The sequence below is a fragment of the Kitasatospora sp. NRRL B-11411 genome, assembly GCF_000721345.1.
Taxonomy (GTDB): domain Bacteria; phylum Actinomycetota; class Actinomycetes; order Streptomycetales; family Streptomycetaceae; genus Kitasatospora; species Kitasatospora cineracea.
Map to the genome: position 1 here is coordinate 128,604 of NZ_JOGH01000013.1, position 24,462 is coordinate 153,065.

Below are 24,462 nucleotides of genomic sequence, written 5' to 3' on the forward strand. Positions count from 1 at the left end.
CAGTCAGGGTTGATCGGTCAGCGACCCAGACTATCTGCAGCACCTGATTGCCACTCACATACGTTGAATTGCACGACAATCACAGCAAGCGTGATACGGAGGCAATAGGCTTCGTGGTCACCCCAGCATCAGCGAGTGCCTCCGTCGATCTGCGTGCTATCCGTCGCGCCGGCGCCGCGGGCCCGCGGCGCGGTAACGCCGGTTAGCTCACGTGCTCGGTCGGCAAGGAGCGGAGCCAACTCGGGGTAGTAGCCGCGGTCAACAGCTTGGAACATCTCTGCCAGAGCGACCAGCTGGCCCACTCGACCAGCGGGAGACTCCAGAACGCCCGCGAACTCTTCTCGGACGCGGTGGGCCACGGCTGGCACGAGCAGGCTGCTGACCCACAGGACTGCGGGGTCGTAACCGACCGGCACCAGGCCCCAGCGTTCCCAGTCGAGGATTTTGAGCGGCCGAGCCGTCAGGTTGGCCCACTGGAGATCACCGTGGCCGGGGGTCCGCTCGATTTCGGTGGGAGCCGGAATGCCGAGGTACTTGGGGAAAACCTCCTCGACCCAGGTCTGGCGGATAGTGATCTTCGTGCTTGGCGCTTCCCCGATGCCTGCGAGAGCGCTCCGCAGCCCAGCCCACCAGTCGTTGCTCAAGCCAGGATCTTCATGGAGGTCCGGGGTCGAGGACACCGCTGGTCCCACCAGGTCGAACACGTCGGCCTGGTAGAACGAGCCGGTCTCCGTCCAGTCCAAGGTGTCGTGGAGCCGGGGGCGAGGGACTGCCGCAGGGACCAGCTGTTCAGCACCGAGGGTGCCTTGGCCGGCAGCCCGGGGCGCCCGCAGACGGCTACTTCTGGAGACCCTGAGCCAGACATTCTCGGCAGGGCGGCCTACAGTCGTTCCAGAGGTGCCGAAGACGGGCGGTCCGGTGCACGCCAGGCCGAGGAACCGGGCGGCCTTCTCGTGCGCTGCCGTCAGGTCGTGCTGGGTGCAGATGTCCGGTTGGAAGGGCTCGACCACCCTAGGACGCCGACCCACGAGGCAACTTGATGTCCAGGTATGCCTGCACCGGCTCGAACAACCCGTACGGCACGTACTCCGAGATCTGGTCGGATGTGATCCACGCGAGGTCGGCCAGTTCGTCGGTGTCAACGACCGTGGCCGTCCCGCTCACGACCTCGCAGGCGGTGTACGACATCTGTCGGCCGGTCTTCGGGTGGACGCGGTTACCGAGCAGCTGAACGGCTCGCACGGTCAGGCCGACTTCCTCGTCGGTCTCCCGGACGGCGGCATCGTTCGGGGCTTCGCCGGGCTCGATCTCGCCGGCCGGGAACTGCCACGACAGTTCGCCTTCGGTGACACGGCGCTGAACCATGAGGACGCGGCCCTCGTGGACGATGATGGCGGCGGCGATGCCCGGCTTAGGGCTGCTCGGCACGGTCATTCTGGGGCTCCTCCAGGGCGGCCAGGATGGGCGGGAAGATCGTATCGACCGGGATGAATCGGGGCACCGCGTTTCTGGGAACCCACATCACGTCCGCGTTCTCGATCACGTCCTGGTTCTGGGCGTCACCAGCGAGGTACTCGGCGAGGTAGTACTGACACCACACTCCGGTGGTCGGGTGGAGCCGACCACCGAGGTCGTCACGGACCGCGCAGTGGACGCCGGTCTCGGCGAGAGTCTCGCGAACTGCTGCCGCCTCCGGGCTGCCGCCCGGCTTGATGACGCCAGCGGGGAATTGCCAGCGGATGCCGGCGGTCTCGTCGTCGCGGCGGCAGACAAGCAGGACGTCGGTGCTGCGGAGCACGACGGCGACGGCGACGCGCAGCGCCTGAGCGGCCTGGCCGGTTGGGCCGGTGTTCAGGATCGCGAACCGCTTCTGCGCGGCGGGCGCTGCGGTCTCGAGGGTCTTGTCCAAGAGCTGGCGCATCTCGGGGCGGGGTACCAGTTCTGGGTTCTGGTGCCAGTTGGCGACGGTCCGCAGGCCGATGCCGAGTCGGCCGGCGAACGCCTCGTTGGTGTCACGCAGGGCTTCTTGGAGTTGGCAGGCGGACGCCCCCGTCCAGGTCACAACTACGTCCACCTGCTACTCCTCCCCGGGACCGACGGTTGGCTAGGCTTTGGTCTTCGCTTCGAGCACCGGGCGCAAGAGCCGCAGCGGGGTGTTCCAGTCGTACTTGTCCCGGCCCCCGCCGGCCTTCGGCTTGTGCGGGACGTAGTCGCCGAACAGCACTCCCATCGCCTTGAGTCGCTCCACGCTGGCCGCGTAGGCGGGATGGGCGGCCTGGGCAGAGTTGACGTACGGCTGCGCGGCCACGGGGATGCCCAGGCCGTAGGACTCGGTGAGGATGCCCAGCAGCAGGGTGTCCGCGTGGCCGCCGGCCCACTTGTTGATCGTGTTGAAGGTGGCGGGCGCGACGGCGATGGCATCGGCGGGCGGCAGCGCAGCCGGAACGTCGGGGGTGCGCCAGGCCGAGCGGATCGGGTAGCCGGTCTGCTGCTCGATGGCGGCCTGGTCGATGAACTCCATCGCGTTCGGGGTGGCCACCACGCCGACCCGCCACCCCTCCGCCTGGGCCGCCGCGATCAGCGTGCCGACATCGTCGGCGACGCCGGAGGCGCAGACGGCGACGTACAGGAAGGGCTGGCTGTTCAAGGTCGGACTCCCAACTCGCGGCTGAACTGGCGGAGCTCCGGCAGCGCACCGCGGCGGTCGCGGGCCGTCATGTCGGCCACCAACTCCCGGATGTCGGGACGGCGCCGGATGTCTTCGGCCGCGTGCCGTTCGGCGATGCGCAGGGCCCGGTAGCCCTCGGACAGTCTGCCCTGCTGGTTGAACGCCCGTGCGAGGTCCACCCACAGCGCGGCCTGCCGCTCGGGCGCGGGGATGCGGCGGCGGAGCAGGGGACGGGCTGCTTCGACGGCCGCGCCGGCGTCGCCGAGGGCGACGGCGGCGGACACCCGGTGCAGGGCGACGTTGGTGGGGCTGAAGTTGGCCCAGGCGTCGGGGCGGTCGCGGTCGACGTATCGGGCGACTTCGTCGGCCTGCTTGAGCAGTTCGGCGGTAGTGGAGCGGTCGCCGCCGGTGCTTGCAGCGGTCACCCCTCGCAGCAGCATCAGGCCGAACGCGGCGAGGTCGCCGGGCTCGCGCTGGTCGTAGTTGCCGCCGAGCTGGTCGGCGGTGTGGCGGACCATCGTGACAGCAGGGGCGTGGTGGCGTTCGCGGGCCATCAGGTGGGTCTGGACACGGACACTGGAGGCCAGGACGGTCGGGTTGCCGCTGCGTTCGGCTTCGCTCATCGCCCGGCCGACGGCGAGCCACGCGGTGCCGGTGTCGCCGAGCTTGATCAGCATGCTGACGGTGGTCTGGTAGGCCGTGGCGCTCAGGCCGGCCAAGGTCAGGTCGTTGGGGGCCTCGTGCTGGGCCCGGCGCAGGTCGGCGAGCAGGGCGGGCAGGAGGGCTTCGAGTTCGGTGTAGCGGCAGCTGTAGAGGTAGCGACGGGCCTTGGCCAGTTCGTGTCGGAGGGTGTCCTTGGTGAGGAGCTGCCGGTCGGGCGGCGCGGTGGTGGTGGGCAGTAACGCCTGGACGAGCGCCAAGCCGGTGGTGAGGGTGCGAGCCGGGGTTGCGAGGGCGGCCACGCCGACCGCCACGAAGCCTCGCCGATACATGTCGTCGTCCGTCCTGGTGTCCGCTCCGTTGGGGAAGGCGGTCAGGCCCAGGCTCTCCAGGGGGATGTCGAGTTCCGCCGCGACGGCCCGCAGGACTCGTACGTCGTCGGTTCCGATGCCCCTCTCCAGTCGGCTCAGCTTCGACTGGTGGTAGCCCAGCGCGGAAGCCACGTCCTCCTGCGACCGGCCGGCGGCCCTGCGGGCGAGCCGGATCACCGATCCGATCTGGCGTGCGTCGATGGGCGCGCGGGCGGCCTCCGACATAGCTCCTCCTGCCACCCTCAGCCTGCCTGGCGCGGGCTTCGTCGGCCGATCTGGATCAAGACGTCATGCACGTTTTGCATGATCCATGCGGAACATGCGGCGGGGCGAACCGAACTGCTTCTGCATGGAGTTGACTGGTCGTCGACCACGTCGTCCGCGAAGAGGAACAGGACCTATGTCGCCGAGCCGACCGCCGCCCCCCGGGCCCGAGTAGTGCACCGCAGGTGCACCGCTGCCGCACTGCGGCGGCATGGTGCCGGACCGGCAGCGGCTCCAGACTGAGGTTGCGACGAGAACTCGTGCCCACACGCAGTTAAAAGTTCGGTCGTGTCCGAGTCTAGGCCAGCACCGGCCTCCGCGGGCAGTGATCGGCAAAGGGAGGCTCCGGGCTCCTCCGCTGGTCGGCTCTGTGATTCGAAAACCGGTGTGTCCACGCCGGTAACCTCGTGTCAGACGTGCCCCGATGCATCGTCAGTTCGCGATTCTGGCAAGGGAAAGGGAACACATGACCGAGGAGACCCAGAGCCAGGTGGAGCGCACGCTCGTGCTGCTCAAGCCCGATGCGGTGGCTCGTGGTCTGTCCGCCCGGATCTTGGCGCGGTTCGAGGACACCGCGCTCAAGGTCGTCGGCACGAAGATGAAGTGGATGGACGCCGAGTTCACCCGCCGGCACTACGCGGACCTGGAGGAGCGGCTGGGCTCCGAGGTCTACAACATGACCGCCACCTTCATGCAGCAGGGCCCGGTGATCGCTGTCGTGCTGGAGGGCTACGACGCCATCGCCACGGTGCGCAAGATCGTGGGCAGCACCTACCCGGACCAAGCCCCGGCCGGCACGATCCGCGGCGACTTCTCGCACATGAGCCGGGGCGCGAGCGTGGCCGTCGGCAAGGCGGTCGCCAACCTGGTCCACGCCTCCGGCAACCGCGAGGAAGCCGAGCAGGAAGTCGCCCTCTGGTTCGCCAAGGACGAGCTGTTCGACTACAAGACGCTCGCCGAGACCTACATCTACTGAGGTGCCGGGCGTCACTCCGGTGGCGCCGTGCGAGTTCAACACCAAGGAACGACTGGCACGACGAGAGGGCGCACCATGACAAGCACGACCCGCACGGCTTCCGCGGCCGAGCTGGAAGCGGCGTTCCAGCAGGAACTGGCTACGGACCGCTGGGCGGCGGCCGAGACGGCGTTCGCGCTCGCGCTGCTGCTGCGCGACGCGGGCCAGTGGGACACCTCGCGTGAGTGGGTCCGGCAGTGCCTCCAGCTGCTGGAGGGCTTCCCCTCCGAGACCGAGGAGCAGGTGGCCACCCGGCGCACCACCGTCGGTGGCGTGCCGCTGCCGAACTACCTGCACGAGGGCGTCGTCCGCGCGCGGTTCGGCGAGCTGGCCTGACGTACGGACTGCCGGTGGTGCGGTCAGGATTCTGACCGGCCGCACCACCGGCGCACCACCAACTTCACACCGACCCACCGGGCCGGCCAGGGGGTACCTGCTGCCGCTCCGGCCCCATCAGCCATGCCCGAATCAGGAAGGACGACTGCCTTGGCCGTCGAGATCGAGATGCGTGCCCGGTTCGGCAAGGACGCTCACGACGCGCTCGTGGAGCGACTGGTCCGCGAGGGCGAGGACCTGGGCCAGGACAACAAGCTGATCCACTTCTTCGACCTGCCGGACAAGCTGTTGAAGGTGACCGACAACCAGTCGGTCGGCACGGCCAAGATCACGCTCAAGGACAGCAAGATCGGCCAGGGCGCCGTGTTCAGCGAGACGGAGTTCCCGATCGCGCAGAAGGACGTGCCGGCGGCCGTCCAGCTGTTCGGCATGCTCGGCTTCGAGGACACCCGGCACGAGGCGTTCAACTTCCGCCGCAACTTCCGCTTCAAGGACGTGGAGATCGCGGTCAAGTGGAGCGAGGCGTGGGGCTACCACGCCGAGTTCGAGGTGGTCCTGCCCGATGCCGCCTCGGATGCGGAGAAGGCCGAGGCCGCCGCCACGATTACCGACGCCGCAGCCGAACTAGGCGTCACCCTGATGAGCGAAGAGGAGTTGGCCGCGTTCACCGCCGCCTTCGAGGCCGCCGAGGCGGAGCGCAAGGCGGCCCAGTCCGCCGAGATCCGGTAGGGCATCCGACCGTCCTGACCACCGAGGGGGTGGGCCGCACCATGAACACGATCCGCACGGACAGCCTGGTCGAGTTGGCTGCCCGCAAGGAACTGCCGCACCACCAGTTCACCGACCACGCCACCGTCGAGTGGATCAAGGCCAACCGGCCCGACTTCCCCCCGGCGTGGCCGCCGCCGCTGCGCGCTGTCACCAAGGCTCTGATCGAATGCGCCGCGATCCCCACCCGGTGGCTCGCCCATCCCGACCTCGCCGATTCCCTGCACGGCCACCGGCACGGCCTGCGCACGGCGGTCTTCGCCGCGCTGCTGGCCGACTGGCACGGCCTGGACGAGTCGGACACTGCCACCGCGGTCATCGCGGCGGCCGTCCACGACTGCCAGCGCCAGCACGACAAGGACGACACCGGCCACGGCGGCCGGGCCGCCGTCTGGCTCGGCGCCAACGCGGATCTGGTGTGGAAGCACTTCCGCCGCCGGCCTACTCCCACCGAAGTGGTCAAGGCCGCGACCGCGGTGCGGTTGCATGAGGTTCCGTACGAGGAATTCACGGCCGACGACAACGCCGACCACGCCCGGGGGGCGCAGATCTGCGACATCGTGAAGACCGCGGACGCCCTCGACCGGTACCGGCTACCCAAACTCACCTGGTGGCCGGACGGCCGTTACGTCCGCGAGCCGGCCTTCGGCCAGCTGCTGCCTCTGGCCTTCGACCTCGTCGTCACCTCCGAGTTGGCGTTCCTCGCCGGGGCCTCCAGCACGGAGGCGGTCCGGTTCGCCGTCGCGGAGAAGGGGCTGGTGTAGACCATCATGGATTTCACTGACTCCTACGAGAGCTGGGCGGACGCGCACGCCTTCTACGGCGCCAGCCTCGTCCCGACCACCCCCGACCCGGTCGACCCGCTTGGAGCGCAGAAGGCCGACTGGACCGACCGCCTCGCCCTCGGCACCCCCAACGGCCACTTGCTCCGCCGCAACAACCTCTTCGACTCCCTCGCCGCCGGCGGCAAGCTCCACCTGCTGCACGTCACCCACGCCCTGGAGAAGATCAGCAAGGACGGCTCGCTCTACCCCTCCGGCGGGTGCCTGGTCGGCAGTATCTACTGCGCGCCCCTCACCGCCGCCGACCAGGGCTGGCGCCCGCACAACCTCGGCTCGTACATCCTCACCCGCGAAGCACCCGCCTTCCTCGCGAAGATCGGTCGACCAGACCACCAGCCCACGCCGCTGATTTTCGAGCTGGACCTCACCCCGCAGGCGTACCAGGGCCTGGCCGGCGTGGACTACCTGCGCCTCGGCTCGATCCACCTCGCGATCTACACCCAGCTCGAGTACCTGCTCTCCAAGGCCGAGCGGAACCAACTGCGGGAGACCGTGGTCAGCCGTGTGAAGAACTCGGCCGCCTTCCTGGCTCTGGCCGCCGCCGTCGCGTACCAGGGCGCAGTGGTGGAACCCGCGGGCTTCCTGCGGCAACTGGACGAGACGATCCCGCGCCTGCCGATCCTCGGCTACATCTTCTTCGAGGCCCTGTCGGAGTACGCGATGCTGCACTCCACCAGTCCACGGACTCGGCGACTGGCTGAGATCGGCGAGTTCGACAACTGGCTCTACAAGGAGCTGCTGTTCGCTGTCCCCGGCATGATCGGCCGCTTCGACCTGGCCAGGTTCCGCGTGCCCGACCTCGGTGCCGCACTGAGCGCGGTGGACCCCACCCTCGACGCGGACGCGGCGGCTCTCTACCTCACCGCCAGGGTCAGCCACCTGGTGGCCGCCCGCCTCTTCACTCCCGGGCAGGTCCCGGACCGCTGGCACCACACCAAGTGGGAGTTCGACTCCCTCGCCCCTCAGCTCGGCCCGCTGCTCGGCCACCTGATCCACCGCGAACTGCGTACCTACGGCCGCTCGCCGGACTTCTACTTCTACTTCGACCAGCTCAAGGCGCTCCAAGCCTGGAACTACTGGAACCACCTCGACATACCGGTGCCGTTCAACGGCACCATCCCCAAAGGGGAGATCGGCATCAATCCGGCCTACCCCGACCTGAAGTACCGCGCGTGGCGGGCCGACTCCGACGAGGCCGGCAACCTCCACCCCACCGAAGAGCTCGACCTCACCATCACGCCGCGGCTGGTCGACCTCCGCTCCACCCTGATGCGCAACAACCAGTGGGCCCCAGCCGCCGCCTGAGCCCGCTCGCCCGGCCACCGCCTCCCACACCGCTCCCTCCCGCCAGCGCACACCCTCTTGAGGAGAGGTCTGTCATGCCCATGGAAACAGCACGGCTATCGTCGTCCATCGACCTGCTCGGCGAGCAGCTCTCCACGGCGCTCGCCGACCCGGCCGTCGGCCACGGCCTGGCCCGCACGCTCCGCGCGGCCCTGCGGGAGGTCGAGGCGAGTCGCTACCACCGGGCCACCCAGCGTGCCTTCCCCGACGGCCCCGACGAGCAGCCGGCCAAGGTCCAGGTCGGCGGCGGCAGCCGTCGGCTGGACGGCTTCTTCAACATCGACCTCGTCCCGCCCGCGGACTTCCTGTGGGACGTGCGCGAAGGAATCCCGCTGCGGGACGGCACGGTCGAGCTGCTGTTCAACGAGCACTTCCTGGAGCACATCGACTACCCCCGCTCCGCAAAGGGCTTTGCCAGCGAGGCGTTCCGGGTCCTGGCTCCGGGCGGCCAGATCATCACCGGCGTGCCGGATGCCGCTCACGTCCTCAACCGCTACCCGGCCTCCCTGGCCGACGCCGACGAGATGGTCGAGCGCTGGTATTCCAAGCGCTCCTGCCAGGGCGCCATCAACACCTACCTCGACCTGATCAACCTCGTCTTCCGCGACCAGGACGACGATCCGAATTACACCCCTCACCTGTGGGCCTACGACTTCGAGAAGCTCGCCCAACTGTTCACCGAGGCCGGCTTCACCACCGTCAGGCCCTGGGCCTTCGACGCCACCCTGGCCAACCCGAAGCGCGAGTGGGCCAGCGTCTACGTCATCGCCACCAAGTAGGAACTCCCCTAACCAGCACGGTGGTCCGGCCAAGCCGGGCTGCCGTCCCGCCGGGAGGCGTCCGCAATGCAGCAAGTCCCCACCATGCACAGCCACCTGAAACTGGCCGACACCCCCAATGCGGCCGGCTGGGCCAGGGTCCACACCCGCGACGTGCTGGGCCGCTGGCAGGTGCCTCCCGACCTGATCGAGACCGTACTGCTGGTGCTGTCGGAACTCGTGACCAACGCGATCCAGCACCCGAACGGTGCCAAGCAGCCCGAGCGGCTGACCTCGGCGGAGTTGTCCAAGGTGCAGCTGATCGGCCTGGACCTCCAGCTGCGCGGCCCGGCTGTTCTGGTGCAGGTCATGGACAACGACAGGCGGCCACCCGTGCAGAAGACGGTCGACACCGACGCCGAGAGCGGACGGGGTCTCTTCCTCGTCGAGCACATGAGCAGCAGGTGGGGCTACTTCCACCCGTCGCCGGAGGGCAAGACCGTCTGGGCCGAGGTGCACCCCGGCACCGCACGGGAAAGGCCCCGGACGGCAACGGCCAGGGAACCGTCGAACCGGGCGGGTCGGCCACGGCCGTTCAAGCCCATTACCGATGAACACCTGCCGGTCGACGACCCGCAGCTCATGGGCCGTGTCCTGGTCGGACTCCGCCAGATGTGACGCCGTCGCCCACGGCGTCACCGACGACCTTCTTCCACCGCGGGCCACCGCACTCAAACCCCTTCACCTATCCAACGCCCTGACGAGGAGCTCCACAATGCCGCCCGTCCTGCCCGCCAAGCCGGACCTGTCCGCCGCCGAGATCCTGCTCCTGCGGCAGGTTGCTCGGGGTGATCGCAACGAGGTGGTCAGCCGTGTCACCGGCATCGACGTCTCGACCGTCGGCGACTCCGTCAAGGCGCTGACGTTCAAGCTCGGTACGCCGTATCGTCACCGCGCCGCAGCGCTCGGCGTGGGCTGGGGCTGGGTCCGGGCCGAAGACGTGCCGGCGCTCAACCCGGACAACCGTCCCCTTCCCGATCAACGTCGGGCGGTGCTCGTCGGGCTCGTCGCCGGTGACCACCCGGAAGCCATCGCGAAGCAGCTCGGCCTGACCAAGGGCACCGTCGAGACATACATCCAGACCCTTCTCCGGTCCCTCGGAGTGCGCTCCCGTCAGCAGGCCGCGGCGAGGGCTCTGCTGACCGGCATCGTGTCGCTGAGTGCACTGGGCAAGGGATGGCCGGACGTCCCGCTCGCTGACGTCCACGGTCTGGCACTGCAGCTCGACAAGAAGAGCTGATGCTGCACAGGCGGCCGTCGGCGAGCCTGCTCGCCGGGGCGTCCTGCCCGCTACTTGCTCTCGCGGCCAGTACCGCCACGGCAGCAGCCTGGACGACCGGGAGCACGGCGCCACGGTGACCACCTCCCAGTCCACCGGCCTGCGTCACGTGCGGGCTCCTTCCCTCCCTCCGCCAGGAAGCGGAGCAATCACGATGCTCGCTGGTTCTGCCACCGGCCGGCCCCACTGGCAGAACCGGGCCGTCAGCCTCCTCACCGAATGCGGCTTCACCGGGGTGGTGCTCGACCCGTACGTTCAGGGCGACATCGAACTGCCCTGGCGCACCGGCTGGCTGGATCAGGCGGAGACCATGGCCGACGTGCTGCTGTGCTGGCGACCACTCGGACCTTGGCCAGTGCTCCGAGCCCACCGTGCCTACCTCGCCAATCGCCTACGCCCGCCGATCGTCGTTGGTTGCCCACCCGCCGTGGGCTGGCAACAGGTCACCCGCCGCGACCTGGCCATGCAGGTCCCCGGCCTCACGGTGCATTCCACCCTCGCCGCGACCGTCGAGGAAGCGGTCGCCAGGCTCACTGCTCGGACCAGCCGTCGCCGCTGCAACCTACCTTCCACCAAAGGAGCTTGATGATCCGCACACCTGCGCAAGCCGGGCAGGTCTCTAACAGCGAGCAGCTGCTGTTCGGCGGCCCGATGCGCTACGACTACGGGTGGGCCAAGCACGAGCTGGCCAGCGGGGAGGTCACGTTCTGGGCGGTCGCACGCCAGATGCCCCGGTTCCTGCGCCTGGCCGGGCGGATGGCGTGGCAGGCCGACCGCCGGGCCTTGGTCGCGCTGGTCGGTGCCGAGGTGCTGCGGGGCCTGGCGGCGGCTGCCGCGCTGATCGCGACCAACCGAGCGCTGTCGGCGATCCTGGCGCCCGGCGAAGTTGGGCATGTTCTTCGCGCCTCGGTCCCGGCGGTCGTCACCGTCGGGGCCCTGGCCGCGCTCTCCTCGGTCCTGTCGGCGCTCTCCGCCTGGGCCGGTGGCCGTCTGGAGCCGGCGGTCTTCCGCAAGGCCACCGTGGAGTTCCTCGGCATCGTCAGCCGCTCGGAGCTGGAGGCCATCGAGGACCCCGAGTTCCTCGCGGAGGTCGACAGCGCCCGTTGGGGCGCGATGTCCCTGCAGAACATCATCGGCCAGGCGACCTCCGTCCTGACCGCCGGCTTCTCCCTCGTCTCCGCCGCCGGCGTGCTGTCCGTCCTGCACCCGGCGCTGCTGCCGATGCTGGTGCTGATCACCGCGCCGCGCGGCTGGGGAGCCGTGCTCATCGCCCGCCGCCAGTACGCCTCCACCCGGTCCTGGCTCCAGCACTCCCGCGCCAGCACCGCACTGGCGGACATGATGATCCGCCCCTACTCGGCGGCCGAGCAGCGCGTCCACGCCAGCGGCCCCTTCTTGCTCCACCACTACGAGCAGATGGCGGCCTCCGCCGAGCAGGAGCAAGGCCGCCTCGCCACCGCCCGCGCCCGCACCGACCTGCTCACCGCCACCCTCGCCGGCCTCGCCGCCACCGGCGCCTTCGCCCTGCTCGGCTGGCTCGTCGTGGACGGCTCCGTCCCGCTCGCCGCCGCCGGCACCGCCGTCGTCGCCCTCCGCACCGGGTCAGCGAGCATCGGCGGCCTCGTCTCCCAGGTCAACCGCCTCTATGAGGAGAGCCTCTTCGTCCGCGACCTCGACCAGCTGCGCCGCGACGGCCACCGCCGGGCGATCCCGACCGGCGGGACGCCTCTGCCGGAGCGCCCCGAGACGATCACGGTCGAAGAGGTGACGTTCAGCTACGCCGGCCGCGAGGTCCCGGCGCTGGACAAGGTCAGCCTGACCATCCCGCGGGGGAAGGTCGTCGCGCTGGTCGGCCGGAACGGCTCGGGCAAGACCACGCTGGCCAACATCCTGTGCGGCGTCTACCAGCCCCACCAGGGCAGGGTGCTGTGGGACGGCGTCGACACCGCCACCGCCGACCGTCACCAGCAGTTCCGTAGCGTCGCCCTTCTCGCGCAGAACTTCCAGCGGTGGATTTTCACCCTGCGGGCCAACCTGCTGCTGGGTCGCCCCGAGGTCCCCCTCGGCCAGGAGCACCTGGACGCCGCCGCCGACTACGCCGACCTTCAGCCGGTGCTCGACGAACTGCCCCGCGGGTGGAACACCCTGCTGGCCAAGGGCTTCGAGGGCGGTGTGCAGCTGTCCGGCGGCCAGTGGCAGAAGGTCGCCCTGGCGCGTACCCGCCTACGCCTGACCACTCCGGACCAGGACGACCGGCTACCGGCGCTGGTCGTCGTCGACGAGCCCACCTCCGCCCTCGACCCGCAGGCCGAAGTCGCCGCGTTCGAGCAGATCCGCCACCTCACCGACCTCGGCGTCACCGTCGTACTGATCACCCACAGGCTCGGCGCAACGGCGAAGGCCGACCATATCTTCGTCCTGGACCATGGCCGGCTCATCGAGGAAGGCACGCACGCCGACCTCATGGCCCGCCAGCCCGCGACCCAATACCGCGAGGGGTACCTGCTCCAGGCTCGCCAGTACGACACCACCGTCCCCGTCCAGACGCGCGGCCGGGACAGCGCCGACACCCACTGATCCCGATCCGGGTGCCGGCCGAGCCAGCCGGCACCCGCTTGACCTGGAGGTGCTGATGGAACCGCTGTTGGGCCACGGACCGTCCGCGGGCGCCGGGGGACTGCCCCGCGCGGGCTGGCAGGCCGAGGCTCTGCCGGTGCTGCGGGCGCTGGCGGCCGACGAGCCCTCCGTGCGGAAGCTGGAGGTGGCCGGGTCTGCGGCCGGGGACGGCCGGCTACTCGACGTCTGGTCCGACTTGGACGTGCTGGTCACCATCGGCGGTGACCCCGCGCCGGTCGCCGAACGCCTCGCGCAGGCGGTGCCCGCCGCTCTCGGGCCCCTGTACGCGAGCAGCCACTCGGGGGACGGCCGGGAGGCCGGGGTGCGGCTGGTCCTGGCGGACCTTCGCCGCATCGACCTCACGGTCCGCACTGCCGACGCTGCCCCGTACCCGGCGGCCCAGTGCGGTGCTGCTGGCCTGGCTGGAATCGCCGCGGCGTTCCGGTTCGACGCAGTGCTCGCCGCGTTCAAGACCGCGCGCCAGGACCTGCTGATCGGCGCGCACCTCGCGCTCCAACTTCCCCGACACCTCCTGGTCGCCGCCATGATCCTCCGCGACCAGGAGACCGGCACCCGCCACCACCGGTACGGCAGCACCGAGTGGAACGTCTGGCCCGAACGCCTCGGGGCAGCCGCTCCACCGAGCAACACGCTCACCATCACCGCCTCGATCCGCCACCACGCCCACGTTCTGCAGGACCTCCTCGCTGTCCACGCGCCCGACCTGGCCGTCGACGACGACCCGCTGCACCGGCTGCTCGCCGCCGTCGACCGCAGTGCCGAGCGTCATTCGGCGTCCTCGGCCAGGCCCTGACCCACCTGCTCTGGTTCCGGCACATTCGGCTCCAGTTGTTCCTCGAGAAAGAACCTCATGACGACCATCGACGTCCTCAACAAGGCCGGGCAGTCCGGCGAACCGTACGTGGCACCGCTCCGCGCCGCGCTGGTGAGGGTAGGCCCGCGAGTTGCCGCCCTGACGGGACTGCCGCTTCCGCCGATGGTCCGGCTGCGGCTGCTTAGCGTGCCGGAGAGCGTGACCGCGACCAGCGCCTCGCTCCAGCGCGCGCTTCGCGAGGCGGCCTCAGCGGTGCCGGGTGCGACCGACGAGCTGGTCGGGCGGTTGCACCGCCAGGCCACGGATGCCACCAGGGACGTGGAGACGGCCCTCTGGCCGCGCACCCTCGGCAAGGTCATTTACGGGCCCGCCGGCACTCCACCGGAGATCGTCGTCACGCCGGCGTCGTACGAGGAGGCTCGTGTCACCGAGCCCCTCATGTACGTCGCCATGGCCAGCAAGCTCGTCCAGCTGGCGGCGGTCGCTCTGCGGCCGAGCCTTCTCGCCGATGCGGCCCGCATCAATCTGCTGGCCGTCCTCCAGCGGCAGGTCCCGGCCGAGCAACCCCGGCCGATGCACGTGGTCGAGGGCTACGCGCGGTTGGTCAGTCAAACCATCGCCGCGGACTTGACCGGCGGCACGTCCCTGGAGCGCAGGCCGGGCGATCCGGAGCCCTCGGGGGCATTCCGAGTCGCAGAGCAGCTACGCGAGCTGGCCCCGTACAACCAGGCCACCGCCCTCGCGGAGCAGGCGAAGCCTTTCGTCGAAGCGGTTCTCCAAGCTGGCGGACCGGAGCTGATCCAGCGGGTGCTACTGGACGACCGCATGTGGCCGATGTCTGCGGACCTGGCTGCTCCGGCAGCGTGGATCGCCCGTCATGTCCCTGGGGGTGGCATCCGCTGACCGTCTGGTCGGCAGGGTTGTGAAACACGTAGTGCTGGAACAAGGCCGGGCGGGAGCGGCGCTTCTCGCGCCCGGCAGTCCGCTGTGGCTGCTGGCCGCCCCGGCGCGGTCGGCGGGGCAAGCAGGCTCCCCGCCGCCCGGGCGGAGCGGTCACTGGCGGGCCGGTATCTGGGCGTCCGTGTCGTCCAATGCCCAGGCCAGCCACTCCAGACCCCCATGGAGCGGGGTTCCGCGCCGGTCGGTTAACCGCGGCTGGGACCTCGTTGCACAGGTCGGCCCTCGGGGCTCGAACACTCGGTCGGCGCGTGGTGCAGCCTCCGATAATTCGGTTGTCGGCATCGACGGCACCGCGCTTCCATGAACAGATGGAGACAGTAACTCCCCAGCACCTCAACGAGTTTCGCGACCACGGGTATACCGTCGTGGCCGATGTCCTCACCCCGGGCCAGGTAGCCGACTGGCGGGCGTTTGTCGGTCGGCACCTCGACCAGCAGCCGCCGAAGGAGGGTCAGACCGGACCGTACTTCCTGTGGCCTGCGCTGGCTCAGGACCCCGAGCTGCGGAACCTGTACCGCACCAGTAACGTCGCCGCCGCAGTTCAGCCCTTCCTGCTGGCAGGACTCCCTCTGCCGGAGCCGGAGGTGGCGCAGTTGGCGGTCACCTTGCCCCCACACCCGCAGCATCCCGGCGCCCCGCACGTCGACGGCCTCACCCCCACCGAGGAGGACGGCCGCCCGGGAACGTTCACCATGCTGGCCGGCCTGATCCTGACCGACCAGCGCGACCGAGACCGGGGGAATCTGTGGGTGTGGCCGGGCACCCACCTGCGCACCGGGGCGTGGCTGCGTGAGCACGGAGCCGATGCGCTGGCCACCGCGGTGCCCTACCCCCCGGTCGAGCTGAGCGAGCCGTCCCAGGTCACCGGAGCAGCCGGAAGCCTGGTCCTGGTCCATTACCTCCTGGCGCACAACATCGGCGGGCATTTCGGGACCGCCCACGACGAACGCCGCGAGACCGTGTACTTCCGCCTTCGCGCAGGCGGGCACCGCGGGCGCTGGCGTGAGGCCGTGACCGATCCGTTGATGGAGTTCGCCGGCTGACGCAGCCTGGCAACACGAAGTCCTGAAACGGCGAGGCCGGGCGCTCGATGAGCGCCCGGCCTCGTCTGCATAGCAGGCGGTAAGAAGTCCGCCTTGGCGCGGCAATCGGCGGGCAGGCGGCATGTTCAGGTCGGTCACCGCCCGGGGAGTACGCCCGTCGTACCGATCTTGTCGAGCCATCCCGCCACCGCGACCGTGGCGACGAGCCACAGGACGAAGGCGCCGAAGAGCCCCGCGGCCACAAGGAAGCGGCCGACCATCTCGGCGGCCGTCATGCGCGTCACCGGCCTCATCACGCTGCAGCCTTGCCGCTGGGCGCGTCCTCGACGCGCAGAAGCCGTTGCAGCTCGTTCTTCCGGACCCGGTACTCCTTGCCGAGATGGATCACGGCGCACGGGTACTGGCCAGTCCTCGCGAGCTTGTACCCCGTCGTGCGGCTGAGCGACAGCAGCGTGTTCGCCACCGGCAGCGGGATGGCCGGCGGCAACGCGGCGAACGCGCGCCGGAGGCCCGTGTCGTCCAGGCCGAGGAGGCGCAGAAGCTCGGCCGTCACCACCCTGTGGCCGTCACCGACCTGGATGGTGGCGCAGGGGTATTCGCCGTCTCGGGCCATCCGGTAGCCCTTGGTCCGGCTCAGGGCGAGCAGGCGGTTGGCGTCCGTCAGCAGCATCGCCGGGGGGAGGGCCGCGAGCGCTGCCCGCGAGTACCGCGCTTCACCCAATGCCTTCACTTCCCGCATATCGACCTTCCTGGCGCTGCACGTTCTCTGTGAGAGAAACATCTATCACGACTTCCGCCAAAGAAGCATTCTGCAAGTTACACTTCTCTCATGACAACGCAGCCCACCGTCCCGGACCTCACCGCTCGCATCGGCGTCGCGGTGAAGGCCGCCCGCAGTGCCGCCGGACTCAGCGCACCCGCCTTCGCCGCCGCCTGCACCGAACTGGGAGTGCCAACGGCCGCGAACGCGGTCAACAAGATCGAGACCGCCCGCCGCGAGTCCATCAAGCTGGAGGAGGCCATCGCCTTCGCCGTCGCCTCTGGTGTACCGCTCGTCAGCCTCCTCGTCCCTCTGGACGGCGAGGCCGAGGTCGACCTCCTCCCCAACCTGAGACTGCCGGTCTGGGAGGCCGCGACGCTCATCACGGGCGAGGACTACTCCGAGGACGCCGCCCCCGAGGACCGGCCCCGCGCCGTCCTCACGGTCTTCCGCGAGCACGCCATCGACGTCCGCACCGCACTCATCTCGACCCGCGAAGCACGCGACCGGCGCTCCCAGGCAGCCCACCACCACGTCGGCTCCGACCGCTATCAGCAACTGTCCCGCCAGGCAGCCGAGTTCGAGCGAATCGCAACCGAGGACTGCCAGCGGCTGCGGGACACCCGTGCCCGCATGCGCGCTCAGGGGCTTCACCCCGCCCCGCTTCCGGCCGCTCTGGCCTTCATCGCCCCCGACGAACAGGAGGACACCACCTGAAAGGCTCCATAACCCGGCGCTGCTCGTGCCGGAACCCCGCCACCGGGGCGCACTACTACTCCGCCTGCCCGAAGCTCAGCTCCCGGAAGCACGGCGTCTGGTCCGTACGGCAGGAGGTCCACCCGGACGAGGACGGGAAGCGGCGTACCTTCCGCCGCTCCGGCTTCTCCGGAGTCGATGCCGCCCAGAAGGAGCTGGACCACGTCCGCGCGCTCCTGGCGCTCGCACCCAAGGACGACCCGGAGACCCGCCGGGTCGTCAGCGACATGATCATGGCGTGCGTCCGGACCAAGTCGGACCTCCCCGACGTCGAGGAGACCAGCCGGAAGGTCAAGGCCGGCCACAGCCTGACCGTGGCGATGACGGTCGGCGAGTGGCTCGACACCTGGCTTGCCGGCCGGAAGAAGCTCCGCCCGAACGGAGTCGCCCGCTACGAGACGGATATCCGCGTCCACCTCAAGCCCCACTTGGGTGCCCTGCGGCTGGACCGGCTGCGGGTCGAGCACCTGGACACGATGTTCGAGTCGATCAACGACACGAACGAGGAGATCGTCGAGCAGAACGCCCAACGGCGCCAGGCGGTCAACGACCTCAAGCTGGTCGTCGGCCGTGCGGCACGGCGAGCGGCCAAGGCCGCCATCGCGGAGATGCCCCCGTTCCGCCGCGTCACCGGTCTGTCGACCCAGCAGCACATCCGTGCGACGCTGCGGGCCGCGCTCAACGTCGCCATCGCGCGGCAGCTGATCACCTTCAACCCCGCAGCCCACGTCGAACTCGAAACCGCCCCCAAGCCCAAGGCGCTCGTCTGGACCGCCGCGCGCATCGCCGAGTGGCAGCGCACCGGGCTCAAGCCGTCCCCCGTGATGATCTGGACCCCGGCCCAAGCCGGTCACTTCCTCGACTCCGTCGAGGAGCACCGGCTGTACGCCCTGTGGCACCTCTACATCTTCCGCGGTCCGCGCCGCGGCGAAGGCGTCGGCGCAAGGTGGGTGGACTTCGACCAGGAGTCCCAAAAGCTCACCGTCGAGACCACCCTCGTCCAGCTCAACTGGGAAGTGCTGGAGGGAACACCGAAGACGACCAGCGGCTCGCGCGAGGTCAGCCTCGACGGCGACACCACTGGGTCGCTCGTGGCCCACCGCCACCGGCAGAAGCTGGAACGGATCAAGTGGGGGCCCGCCTGGGTCGACACCGGCCGCATCTTCACCGCCGAAGACGGCACCTGGCTCCACCCGGCCTGGGTGAGCGAGGAGTTCCAGCGCCTGGCCGCCGCAGCCGGACTTCCTCCCGTCCGCCTGCACGACCTGCGCCACCTCGCGGCCACCCTCGCGCTGCTCGCCAAGGTGGACATCCGCGTCGTGTCGGAGATGCTCGGCCACAGCGACACCTCGATCACCCGCGACACCTACCAGACGGTGCTGTCGGAACTCGCACGCGACGCCGCCGAAGCGGTCGTCAGCCTCGTCCCCCGGCGACGGCGCGCGGTCCCCGGCGCGGGTGCCGCCTGAGCCGCCCGGTGATCGTCCTGCCACCGCAGCCGTAGCTCCACACCCTGACCGCCGCCAGCGGCCAGGGCCAGCCAGCGCCGTGCCCCCGGCGCCCGCCCGTCTCCCGACCAGTGGAGGACCATGTCCACTCCCCCGTCCGCACTTCCCACCGCCGCGGAGCTCCGCCGGCTCCTGGCCGACCCCTCGATTCCCGAGCAGGCCCGACTCCTCAGCTGGGCACTCGCCCACCCTGACCCTGTCACTCTGACCTTCGCCGAAGCCGCAGCCCTGGCCGCCGCCAGCAGCCGCGACCAGTGTCCGACTGCCGTGCCAGTGTTCCACCACCAGCCCTCTACGACCGGGAGTGCCCTCCGATGAACCTCCGCCAAGCGCACGCCATCATCGCCACCGCGGACCAGCTCACCGCGCTGGCCCCCGACCTCAACCTCACACTGTGGCCACACGACAGCGACCACCCCACGTCCACGCCCGGCCTGCCCGACCACATCTCGGGGCACCTCGAAATCGCTGACGCCACCGGCGTGACCTCCCTGTGCCACTACAACCTGACCATCGGCCCCGGTCCCGCCACCAACGAGATCACCGTGCTGCTTGAGGCCGACTCCGACTCGGACCTGGACGACGGCGTACTGGCGAACCTCACCGCGCCCGTCCGCGAACCGGCAGAAGAAGCTGGTGCCCCGTTCCGCCCCGTCGGAGTCGGTCTTGCCCAGACGGTGATCGACACCATCCGCGAGCGGGAGGCCCGGCGGCCCCGCTAGACCAACGGCGGGCTGCCTGCCGCAGCCCGCCCTTCCGAAGTGTCAACGACGAATGCACTACGGGCCCCAAGCATTGCGCCGGGGCCCGTAGTGCTACCCGCGAACGACCCGCCTACCGCGGACTGTGGACAGCTCGAAGGACCACGAGAGTCGCCAGCAGGACGAGCGCGACATGGTGGTGGTGAAGCGGCTCGTCCCGGAGGTCGTGGAGCTCGGCGTTGCGCAGGTTCAGCCCCTCCTTGGGGTCGGCGAGCAGCAGGCGGAAGGTGGTCTGCCAGCCGACGTCGAAGCCGCCGTCGACCATCTTGTCGATGAGCGTGCCGAGCTGATCGACGACGCCCTTCGCCGGCTGGATGATCGGAACACCGACGCTCTTGAGGTGCCGACGCAGCACCCCTTCCAGAAGTGGCAGGGCGGTCTTCGCCGCCGTCGGCTCCCGGTACCAGTACGCCCGGAACGCGCTCGCCAGCTCGCCCATCTTGGCCAGCGGAGCAACCTCCTCGTGGGTGAGCACCTTCGCGATCTCGGCGTCGCTCGGGTCGAAGCGCCGCCAAATGCAGTCGAGTTGATGTGCGACGAGCAGGCCGGCGAGTTCCATCCGGACGATCCGGAGGTCGTCGCCGGGGTCCTTCTCGATCGCGTCCACGTGCGCCAGGACCGGACCGGCGAGGTTGAGCCGGTTGGTCGGCAGCCGCAGGAACCCGTCCCTCAGCTCGTCCAGCTGGTCGGCGTCGGTCGTCGACTCGTCACCGATCGGAGCGGCCCAGGAAGCGACGGCCCAGAGGGCCTCGGCGAGGCTCGCGGCCTGCGCGACCTGCTGCTCGCAGGCTTCGAACACCTCGGTGGGCAGGTCGACCGCCGTGGTGATGGTCTCCAGCTTCAGGTCCTGGCGAGTGAGCTTCTGCTGCTCGATGCGCACCTTGTCGTAGAGGTCGCTCCTTCCACTGTCCCTGGCCATCACGGCGGCGGTGTGGAGCAGCAGCAGCCTGTTGAGCCCGTCCTCCGCGCCCGCGGCGTCAAGAAGGGTCTCGACCCGTCGGCGGTCGATCAGCTGGCGTGCGCTCTCGTCGGCTTCCAGGGAGCGCAGGTCGGCGAGGAAGTCCAGCTGATGGTGGGGGTTGTCCTTGAAGGTCTCGATCGCCTTCTCCACCAGGGGGCGGGCCGACTGCTTGTACGCCTTCCGCTCCAGCAGGGGGTCGATCAGCAAGCCCACGATCCCGGGAGCCGGGTCCGAGCTGTCCAGCGATTCCTCTGCCATGGCCTGCATGTCCGTGACGAGGCCGCTCGCCAGGTCCTTCTGCCCGGCCGACACGGCGAGGAGGAAGGCCCGGACCAGGCTCTCGCCTGCTCGCCAGCGACCGGGTACGACCTCCTGGGCCGCAGCGAACCACTCGGCGGCCTCACGGTAGTTGGCGATGGCCGCTCTGATGTGCAGATGCCGCTGACCGTGACCGGCTGCGGCCAGCAGATCGTGGAGGTGGGCCCGGACCCCGGGGTGCTCGGCGGTGTCGGCGTAGGTCGCCCAGATCTCCAGCGTCTCGGCCGGCACCTTCTCGATCTCGGCCGGCCAGCGCTCAGGAGTCGCGCCGCGGTAGAAGCTGGTGAAGGTGCCGTCCAGGCCGAGCCGGTAGTTGGCCGCCGCCACGAGGGCCTCGACCTTGATCGAGTCTTCCGGCGCGGCGGATACCACCGCGGCCCCCAGACGGTTCGCCAGCTGGTCGAACGTCACGAACCCCTCAGCTGCACGGTCCAGCGCAACAACGACCGGATCAGGCATCGACAGCCCCTCCCTCGCGGAAATCTCACGCTGTGTAACGAGGATTGGGGTGCCTCCGTTCCGTCAACCGCATCCCGTCCACGACCTGCCAAGTACCCCCCGAGACACGGCCCCGGACAACCGGGCACCCCTTGGGCACTTTTATGCCGCGTACATGACATGATCCCCCTTCGCGGCGCCGTTCAACTTGACCGCGAACACACAAAAGCCCAGGCCAGAGGCTATCTGACCTGGGCTTTCACTGAGCCGCCTATGGGATTCGAACCCATGACCTACGCATTACGAGTGCGTTGCTCTGGCCAACTGAGCTAAGGCGGCACCGCTGCCGGTGACCCGGCCCCGTGGGGGCAAGGGTCGCATCGGCAACGCGCGCCAGTCTACACAGTTTCCGGGGGTGATCCGTACGCGGCCGCCGGTGGGCGGGGGTCAGGCGGAGGCGACGGCGAGCTTGGCGGCGAAGCCGGCGAAGAGGACGGCGACGGTGGAGGTGAGGCCGGCGGAGAGGCGCTTGCGGCGGCGGAAGGCGTTGGCGAGCGTGGTGCCGGTGAAGATCAGCAGGGAGAGGTAGAGGAAGGAGAACGCCTGGAGGATCCCGCCGAGGAGGGCGAAGGAGAGGGCGGGGGCCCGGTAGGAGGGATCGACGAACTGGGTGAAGAAGGAGAGCAGGAAGAGGATCGCCTTGGGGTTGAACAGGCTGATCATCAGCGCCCGGCGGAACGGCCGCTCGCCGTCCTCGACGACCGCGTCCTCGGCGGGCGCCGCGGCGAGGGCCCGCTCGCGCCACATCTGGCGGGCGGCCCGCAGCATGCCGTAGCCGATCCAGAGCAGGTAGGCGGCGCCGCCGAACCTGACCACCGCGAAGACCGCGGGGTTGGCCCGGAGCAGGGAGGCCGCGCCGAGGGCGGTGAGGCTGATCAGGACGAGGTCGCCAAGGAAGACGCCGCAGGCCGCCCGGTAGCCGGTGCGGATGCCTTTGCGGGCGGCGACGGAGAGCACGTAGAGGGAGTTGGGTCCGGGCAACAGGACGATGGCCAGGGCGCCGAGGACGTAGGTGGCCAGGTCGTGGACTCCGAGCACTGCAGTCTCCATGGGGGGCGGGCGGAGCGGACGGGGGCGGGAGCGCCGAAGGGGCTGCGCCATGGTAGCTGCCAGCCCCTTCGTACGTGGACACTCCTGACAGAGCCGGCCCGGAGCCCCGACCGAACCGGCCAGAAGCCCCCGTCCCGCCTCCGCCCCCGCCCCGTCTCAGTCCTTGCAGACCTTCCCGTTGGCGGGCGCCTCCCCGCCCAGCAGGTAGCCGTTGATCGCGTCGTCGATGCAGGTGTTCTGCCGCTGGTACGCGGTGTGCCCGTCGCCCTCGTAGGTGAGCAGCCGCCCGGCCTCCAACTGCCCGGCCAGCGACTTCGCCCAGGCGTACGGGGTGGCCGGGTCCCGGGTGGTGCCGACGACCACGATCGGGTCGGACCCGGCGGCCCGGACGGTGTGCGGGGCGCCGGTGGCCTTGTCGGGCCAGTAGCCGCAGCCGAGCGCCATCCAGGCCATGTCGCGGCCGAAGTGCGGGGCGGCCTTCTCGAAGGCGGGGAGCGCGGCGGTGACCGCGGCCGGGTCGGCGAACGGGGCGGGCAGGTCGAGGCAGTTGACGGCCATGTTGGCGTACATCAGGTTCTCGTAACTGCCGTCGCTGCCGCGCCCGTAGTAGCTGTCGGCGAGCTTGAGCAGCGCGCTGCCGTCGCCGGCCAGCGCGGTGGTCAGACCCTCGCGCAGGTAGGGCCAGAGCGATTCGGCGTACATCGCCTCGGCGACGCCGGTGAGCGCCTGGGCCTCGGTCAGCGGGCGGTTCTGCTCGGTCGGCAGCGGGTTGGCGTCGAGCTGCGCGAACAGCGCGTCGAGCTTCTTCCCGGCCTCCTCGGCGCTGCGGCCGACGGGGCAGTCGTCGCGCTTGGCGCAGTCCTCGGCGAACGCCGTCCAGGCGGTCTCGAAGCCGCCGGCCTGGGTGAGGTTGCCGGTGGCGGCGTCCAGCGAGGGGTCCATCGCGCCGTCCAGGACGACCTTGCCGACCTTGCCCGGGAACAGGCCCGCGTACGTCGCGCCCAGGAAGGTGCCGTACGACTTGCCGACGTAGTTGAGCTTCCGGTCGCCGACCAGCCCGCGCAGCACGTCCATGTCGCGGGCCGCCTCCACGGTGGAGACGTGGCCCAGCAGGTCGCCCGCCTGGGCCCGGCAGCCGGCCGCGAACTCCTTGTCGGCGGCCACCAGCGCGGCGGTCTCGCCCGGGTCGTCGGGGGTGAGGTCGGTGGCGGTGTACGCGTCCATCCGCGGGCCGGTCAGGCAGGTGATCGGCGCGGACCGGCCGACGCCGCGCGGGTCGAAGCCCACCAGGTCGAAGCTGGAGCGCACTCCCGCGTCGTAGCGCCCCGCGATCCGCTCGGTGTAGTCGATCGCGGAGCCGCCCGGCCCGCCCGGGTTGAGCAGCAGCGAGCCGATCCGGTGCCCGGTGCCGCCGGCCGGCTTGCGGACCGCGGACAGCTGCACGTCGTGCCCGTCACCGGGGTGCGCGTAGTCCAGCGGCACCTTGAAGGTGGTGCACTCGAACCCGGAATCGCACGGCTTCCAGCTCAACTGCTGTGCGTAGTACGGGGCCAGGGCCGCCGGTACCTCGACCGGCAGCGGCTCCAACGGGGTCGCCCCGGCGGTCGGGGCGCCGGACGCGGGGACCCCGGACGCCACGCCGTCCGTCGAGCTGCCCGCGGCGCCGGACGGGGTCGGATGCCCGGAGGTGCAGCCCGCCAGCAGCGACACTGCGGCGGCCAGCACGGCGGCGGCGACGGCCGGCCGGCGGGTCCGGGCGACTCTCATGACGGTGGGTCCTCTCCCCTGGGGAACGGCCCGGCAGCCGGGCCGGCACCGGAGGCCGAGCCTAGCGGGCAGCGCCGCCGCCCCCGGCGACTCGCCCCGACCACCACCCCGCCCGGCCGATCATCACACCGCCGATCGCACCACAGCCCCGCACCGAACGGCGCAACCCCCGCACCGGGCACCGCGATCCCCCGCCCTCCCCCGCACCGGATGCCCGCTCCGGACGCCCCCACGCCGAACGTCCCACCCCGACCACCCCCATCC

General features: G+C 70.3%; 26 protein-coding genes and 1 tRNA gene. 16 read left to right on the forward strand and 11 right to left on the reverse strand.

The window, feature by feature from the left end:
* Positions 1 to 128: 128 nt before the first annotated feature.
* From IH44_RS0109445 to IH44_RS0109465, 5 genes are read right to left on the reverse strand one after another with little or no spacing between them, the layout of a single operon-like run.
* A complete protein-coding gene (locus IH44_RS0109445; RefSeq protein ID WP_063759573.1) occupies positions 129 to 1,010 on the reverse strand; it encodes a hypothetical protein in 882 nt (293 codons plus the stop codon).
* A gap of 1 nt (position 1,011) precedes the next feature.
* On the reverse strand, positions 1,012 to 1,434 hold the full coding sequence (locus IH44_RS0109450) for an NUDIX hydrolase (protein ID WP_030458994.1): 423 nt from the start codon (positions 1,432 to 1,434) through the stop codon (positions 1,012 to 1,014).
* On the reverse strand, positions 1,412 to 2,074 hold the full coding sequence (locus IH44_RS0109455; RefSeq protein ID WP_030458995.1) for an NUDIX hydrolase: 663 nt from the start codon (positions 2,072 to 2,074) through the stop codon (positions 1,412 to 1,414). Before IH44_RS0109455 ends, IH44_RS0109450 begins: the two co-directional genes overlap by 23 nt.
* Positions 2,075 to 2,104: 30 nt before the next feature.
* Positions 2,105 to 2,647, reverse strand: coding sequence for a flavoprotein (locus IH44_RS0109460; RefSeq protein WP_030458996.1), 543 nt, complete (start codon positions 2,645 to 2,647; stop codon positions 2,105 to 2,107).
* Positions 2,644 to 3,924, reverse strand: a complete 1,281-nt coding sequence (locus IH44_RS0109465; RefSeq protein ID WP_030458997.1) for a helix-turn-helix domain-containing protein — start codon at positions 3,922 to 3,924, stop codon at positions 2,644 to 2,646. Before IH44_RS0109465 ends, IH44_RS0109460 begins: the two co-directional genes overlap by 4 nt.
* A 505-nt stretch (positions 3,925 to 4,429) precedes the next feature.
* Between IH44_RS0109465 and IH44_RS0109470 the strand changes: the two genes are divergently transcribed.
* From IH44_RS0109470 to IH44_RS0109530, 13 genes are all read left to right on the forward strand, one after another.
* Positions 4,430 to 4,939, forward strand: a complete 510-nt coding sequence (locus IH44_RS0109470) for a nucleoside-diphosphate kinase (RefSeq protein ID WP_030458998.1) — start codon at positions 4,430 to 4,432, stop codon at positions 4,937 to 4,939.
* A 75-nt stretch (positions 4,940 to 5,014) separates the two neighbouring features.
* Complete coding sequence (locus IH44_RS0109475) at positions 5,015 to 5,314, forward strand: hypothetical protein (RefSeq protein WP_030458999.1); 300 nt, start codon at positions 5,015 to 5,017, stop codon at positions 5,312 to 5,314.
* Positions 5,315 to 5,464: 150 nt separating this feature from the next.
* Positions 5,465 to 6,043 carry a hypothetical protein gene (locus IH44_RS0109480; protein ID WP_030459000.1) on the forward strand — a complete coding sequence of 193 codons (579 nt, stop codon included), beginning with the start codon at positions 5,465 to 5,467 and terminating at the stop codon, positions 6,041 to 6,043.
* A gap of 41 nt (positions 6,044 to 6,084) precedes the next feature.
* A complete protein-coding gene (locus tag IH44_RS0109485; protein WP_030459001.1) occupies positions 6,085 to 6,846 on the forward strand; it encodes a hypothetical protein in 762 nt (253 codons plus the stop codon).
* Between the two features lie 6 nt (positions 6,847 to 6,852).
* Positions 6,853 to 8,229, forward strand: coding sequence for a hypothetical protein (locus IH44_RS0109490; RefSeq protein ID WP_030459002.1), 1,377 nt, complete (start codon positions 6,853 to 6,855; stop codon positions 8,227 to 8,229).
* 74 nt (positions 8,230 to 8,303) lie between these two features.
* Positions 8,304 to 9,047, forward strand: a complete 744-nt coding sequence (locus IH44_RS0109495; protein WP_232794882.1) for a methyltransferase domain-containing protein — start codon at positions 8,304 to 8,306, stop codon at positions 9,045 to 9,047.
* Positions 9,048 to 9,131: 84 nt separating this feature from the next.
* Positions 9,132 to 9,704, forward strand: a complete 573-nt coding sequence (locus IH44_RS0109500; RefSeq protein ID WP_063759580.1) for an ATP-binding protein — start codon at positions 9,132 to 9,134, stop codon at positions 9,702 to 9,704.
* A gap of 97 nt (positions 9,705 to 9,801) precedes the next feature.
* A complete protein-coding gene (locus IH44_RS0109505; protein ID WP_030459005.1) occupies positions 9,802 to 10,326 on the forward strand; it encodes a LuxR C-terminal-related transcriptional regulator in 525 nt (174 codons plus the stop codon).
* Between the two features lie 193 nt (positions 10,327 to 10,519).
* Positions 10,520 to 10,951, forward strand: coding sequence for a hypothetical protein (locus IH44_RS0109510; protein ID WP_030459006.1), 432 nt, complete (start codon positions 10,520 to 10,522; stop codon positions 10,949 to 10,951).
* A complete protein-coding gene (locus IH44_RS0109515; RefSeq protein ID WP_030459007.1) occupies positions 10,951 to 12,942 on the forward strand; it encodes an ABC transporter ATP-binding protein in 1,992 nt (663 codons plus the stop codon). The genes IH44_RS0109510 and IH44_RS0109515 overlap by 1 nt, the downstream gene beginning before the upstream one ends.
* 55 nt (positions 12,943 to 12,997) lie before the next feature.
* Complete coding sequence (locus IH44_RS0109520; protein WP_030459008.1) at positions 12,998 to 13,795, forward strand: hypothetical protein; 798 nt, start codon at positions 12,998 to 13,000, stop codon at positions 13,793 to 13,795.
* Positions 13,796 to 13,852: 57 nt separating this feature from the next.
* A complete protein-coding gene (locus tag IH44_RS0109525) occupies positions 13,853 to 14,719 on the forward strand; it encodes a hypothetical protein (protein WP_030459009.1) in 867 nt (288 codons plus the stop codon).
* A 365-nt stretch (positions 14,720 to 15,084) separates the two neighbouring features.
* Positions 15,085 to 15,819 (forward strand): phytanoyl-CoA dioxygenase family protein, encoded by a 735-nt coding sequence (locus tag IH44_RS0109530; RefSeq protein ID WP_030459010.1) that lies wholly within the window; start codon positions 15,085 to 15,087, stop codon positions 15,817 to 15,819.
* 134 nt (positions 15,820 to 15,953) lie between these two features.
* Here IH44_RS0109530 and IH44_RS46365 read toward each other — a convergent pair whose 3' ends face one another.
* Together IH44_RS46365 and IH44_RS49655 are read right to left on the reverse strand one after the other, a co-directional pair.
* Positions 15,954 to 16,094 (reverse strand): hypothetical protein, encoded by a 141-nt coding sequence (locus tag IH44_RS46365; protein ID WP_157852232.1) that lies wholly within the window; start codon positions 16,092 to 16,094, stop codon positions 15,954 to 15,956.
* Positions 16,095 to 16,111: 17 nt separating this feature from the next.
* Positions 16,112 to 16,558 carry a hypothetical protein gene (locus IH44_RS49655; protein ID WP_369794921.1) on the reverse strand — a complete coding sequence of 149 codons (447 nt, stop codon included), beginning with the start codon at positions 16,556 to 16,558 and terminating at the stop codon, positions 16,112 to 16,114.
* A gap of 90 nt (positions 16,559 to 16,648) precedes the next feature.
* Between IH44_RS49655 and IH44_RS47190 the strand changes: the two genes are divergently transcribed.
* From IH44_RS47190 to IH44_RS0109560, 3 genes are all read left to right on the forward strand, one after another.
* Entirely contained in the window at positions 16,649 to 17,296 is a 648-nt protein-coding gene (locus IH44_RS47190; protein ID WP_063759574.1) for a hypothetical protein, read from the forward strand.
* 272 nt (positions 17,297 to 17,568) lie between these two features.
* Positions 17,569 to 18,804, forward strand: a complete 1,236-nt coding sequence (locus IH44_RS0109555) for a site-specific integrase (RefSeq protein WP_232794883.1) — start codon at positions 17,569 to 17,571, stop codon at positions 18,802 to 18,804.
* Between the two features lie 353 nt (positions 18,805 to 19,157).
* Positions 19,158 to 19,565 (forward strand): hypothetical protein, encoded by a 408-nt coding sequence (locus IH44_RS0109560; RefSeq protein ID WP_030459013.1) that lies wholly within the window; start codon positions 19,158 to 19,160, stop codon positions 19,563 to 19,565.
* Positions 19,566 to 19,677: 112 nt separating this feature from the next.
* Here IH44_RS0109560 and IH44_RS0109565 read toward each other — a convergent pair whose 3' ends face one another.
* From IH44_RS0109565 to IH44_RS0109580, 4 genes are all read right to left on the reverse strand, one after another.
* Positions 19,678 to 21,294: a hypothetical protein gene (locus IH44_RS0109565; RefSeq protein ID WP_030459014.1), complete on the reverse strand. Its 1,617-nt coding sequence runs from the start codon at positions 21,292 to 21,294 to the stop codon at positions 19,678 to 19,680.
* Between the two features lie 292 nt (positions 21,295 to 21,586).
* Positions 21,587 to 21,660: transfer RNA gene (locus IH44_RS0109570), tRNA-Thr, on the reverse strand.
* Between the two features lie 108 nt (positions 21,661 to 21,768).
* Positions 21,769 to 22,419 carry a leucine efflux protein LeuE gene (leuE, locus tag IH44_RS0109575; protein WP_030459015.1) on the reverse strand — a complete coding sequence of 217 codons (651 nt, stop codon included), beginning with the start codon at positions 22,417 to 22,419 and terminating at the stop codon, positions 21,769 to 21,771.
* A 168-nt stretch (positions 22,420 to 22,587) separates the two neighbouring features.
* Positions 22,588 to 24,198, reverse strand: a complete 1,611-nt coding sequence (locus tag IH44_RS0109580) for an alpha/beta hydrolase (RefSeq protein ID WP_030459016.1) — start codon at positions 24,196 to 24,198, stop codon at positions 22,588 to 22,590.
* Positions 24,199 to 24,462 lie beyond the last annotated feature (264 nt).

Excerpts from the sequence above, each read along its gene's own strand:
- IH44_RS0109465 (WP_030458997.1), bottom strand. The coding sequence starts at position 3,924 with ATGTCGGAGGCCGCCCGCGCGCCCATCGACGCACGCCAGATCGGATCG.
- IH44_RS0109525 (WP_030459009.1), top strand. The coding sequence starts at position 13,853 with ATGACGACCATCGACGTCCTCAACAAGGCCGGGCAGTCCGGCGAACCG.
- IH44_RS0109520 (WP_030459008.1), top strand. The coding sequence starts at position 12,998 with ATGGAACCGCTGTTGGGCCACGGACCGTCCGCGGGCGCCGGGGGACTG.
- IH44_RS49655 (WP_369794921.1), bottom strand. The coding sequence starts at position 16,558 with ATGCGGGAAGTGAAGGCATTGGGTGAAGCGCGGTACTCGCGGGCAGCG.
- IH44_RS0109495 (WP_232794882.1), top strand. The coding sequence starts at position 8,304 with ATGCCCATGGAAACAGCACGGCTATCGTCGTCCATCGACCTGCTCGGC.
- IH44_RS0109510 (WP_030459006.1), top strand. The coding sequence starts at position 10,520 with ATGCTCGCTGGTTCTGCCACCGGCCGGCCCCACTGGCAGAACCGGGCC.
- IH44_RS46365 (WP_157852232.1), bottom strand. The coding sequence starts at position 16,094 with ATGACGGCCGCCGAGATGGTCGGCCGCTTCCTTGTGGCCGCGGGGCTC.
- IH44_RS0109580 (WP_030459016.1), bottom strand. The coding sequence starts at position 24,198 with ATGAGAGTCGCCCGGACCCGCCGGCCGGCCGTCGCCGCCGCCGTGCTG.
- IH44_RS0109470 (WP_030458998.1), top strand. The coding sequence starts at position 4,430 with ATGACCGAGGAGACCCAGAGCCAGGTGGAGCGCACGCTCGTGCTGCTC.
- IH44_RS0109560 (WP_030459013.1), top strand. The coding sequence starts at position 19,158 with ATGAACCTCCGCCAAGCGCACGCCATCATCGCCACCGCGGACCAGCTC.
- IH44_RS47190 (WP_063759574.1), top strand. The coding sequence starts at position 16,649 with ATGACAACGCAGCCCACCGTCCCGGACCTCACCGCTCGCATCGGCGTC.
- IH44_RS0109500 (WP_063759580.1), top strand. The coding sequence starts at position 9,132 with ATGCACAGCCACCTGAAACTGGCCGACACCCCCAATGCGGCCGGCTGG.
- IH44_RS0109450 (WP_030458994.1), bottom strand. The coding sequence starts at position 1,434 with ATGACCGTGCCGAGCAGCCCTAAGCCGGGCATCGCCGCCGCCATCATC.
- IH44_RS0109485 (WP_030459001.1), top strand. The coding sequence starts at position 6,085 with ATGAACACGATCCGCACGGACAGCCTGGTCGAGTTGGCTGCCCGCAAG.
- IH44_RS0109530 (WP_030459010.1), top strand. The coding sequence starts at position 15,085 with ATGGAGACAGTAACTCCCCAGCACCTCAACGAGTTTCGCGACCACGGG.
- IH44_RS0109475 (WP_030458999.1), top strand. The coding sequence starts at position 5,015 with ATGACAAGCACGACCCGCACGGCTTCCGCGGCCGAGCTGGAAGCGGCG.
- IH44_RS0109515 (WP_030459007.1), top strand. The coding sequence starts at position 10,951 with ATGATCCGCACACCTGCGCAAGCCGGGCAGGTCTCTAACAGCGAGCAG.
- IH44_RS0109490 (WP_030459002.1), top strand. The coding sequence starts at position 6,853 with ATGGATTTCACTGACTCCTACGAGAGCTGGGCGGACGCGCACGCCTTC.
- IH44_RS0109505 (WP_030459005.1), top strand. The coding sequence starts at position 9,802 with ATGCCGCCCGTCCTGCCCGCCAAGCCGGACCTGTCCGCCGCCGAGATC.
- IH44_RS0109555 (WP_232794883.1), top strand. The coding sequence starts at position 17,569 with ATGGCGTGCGTCCGGACCAAGTCGGACCTCCCCGACGTCGAGGAGACC.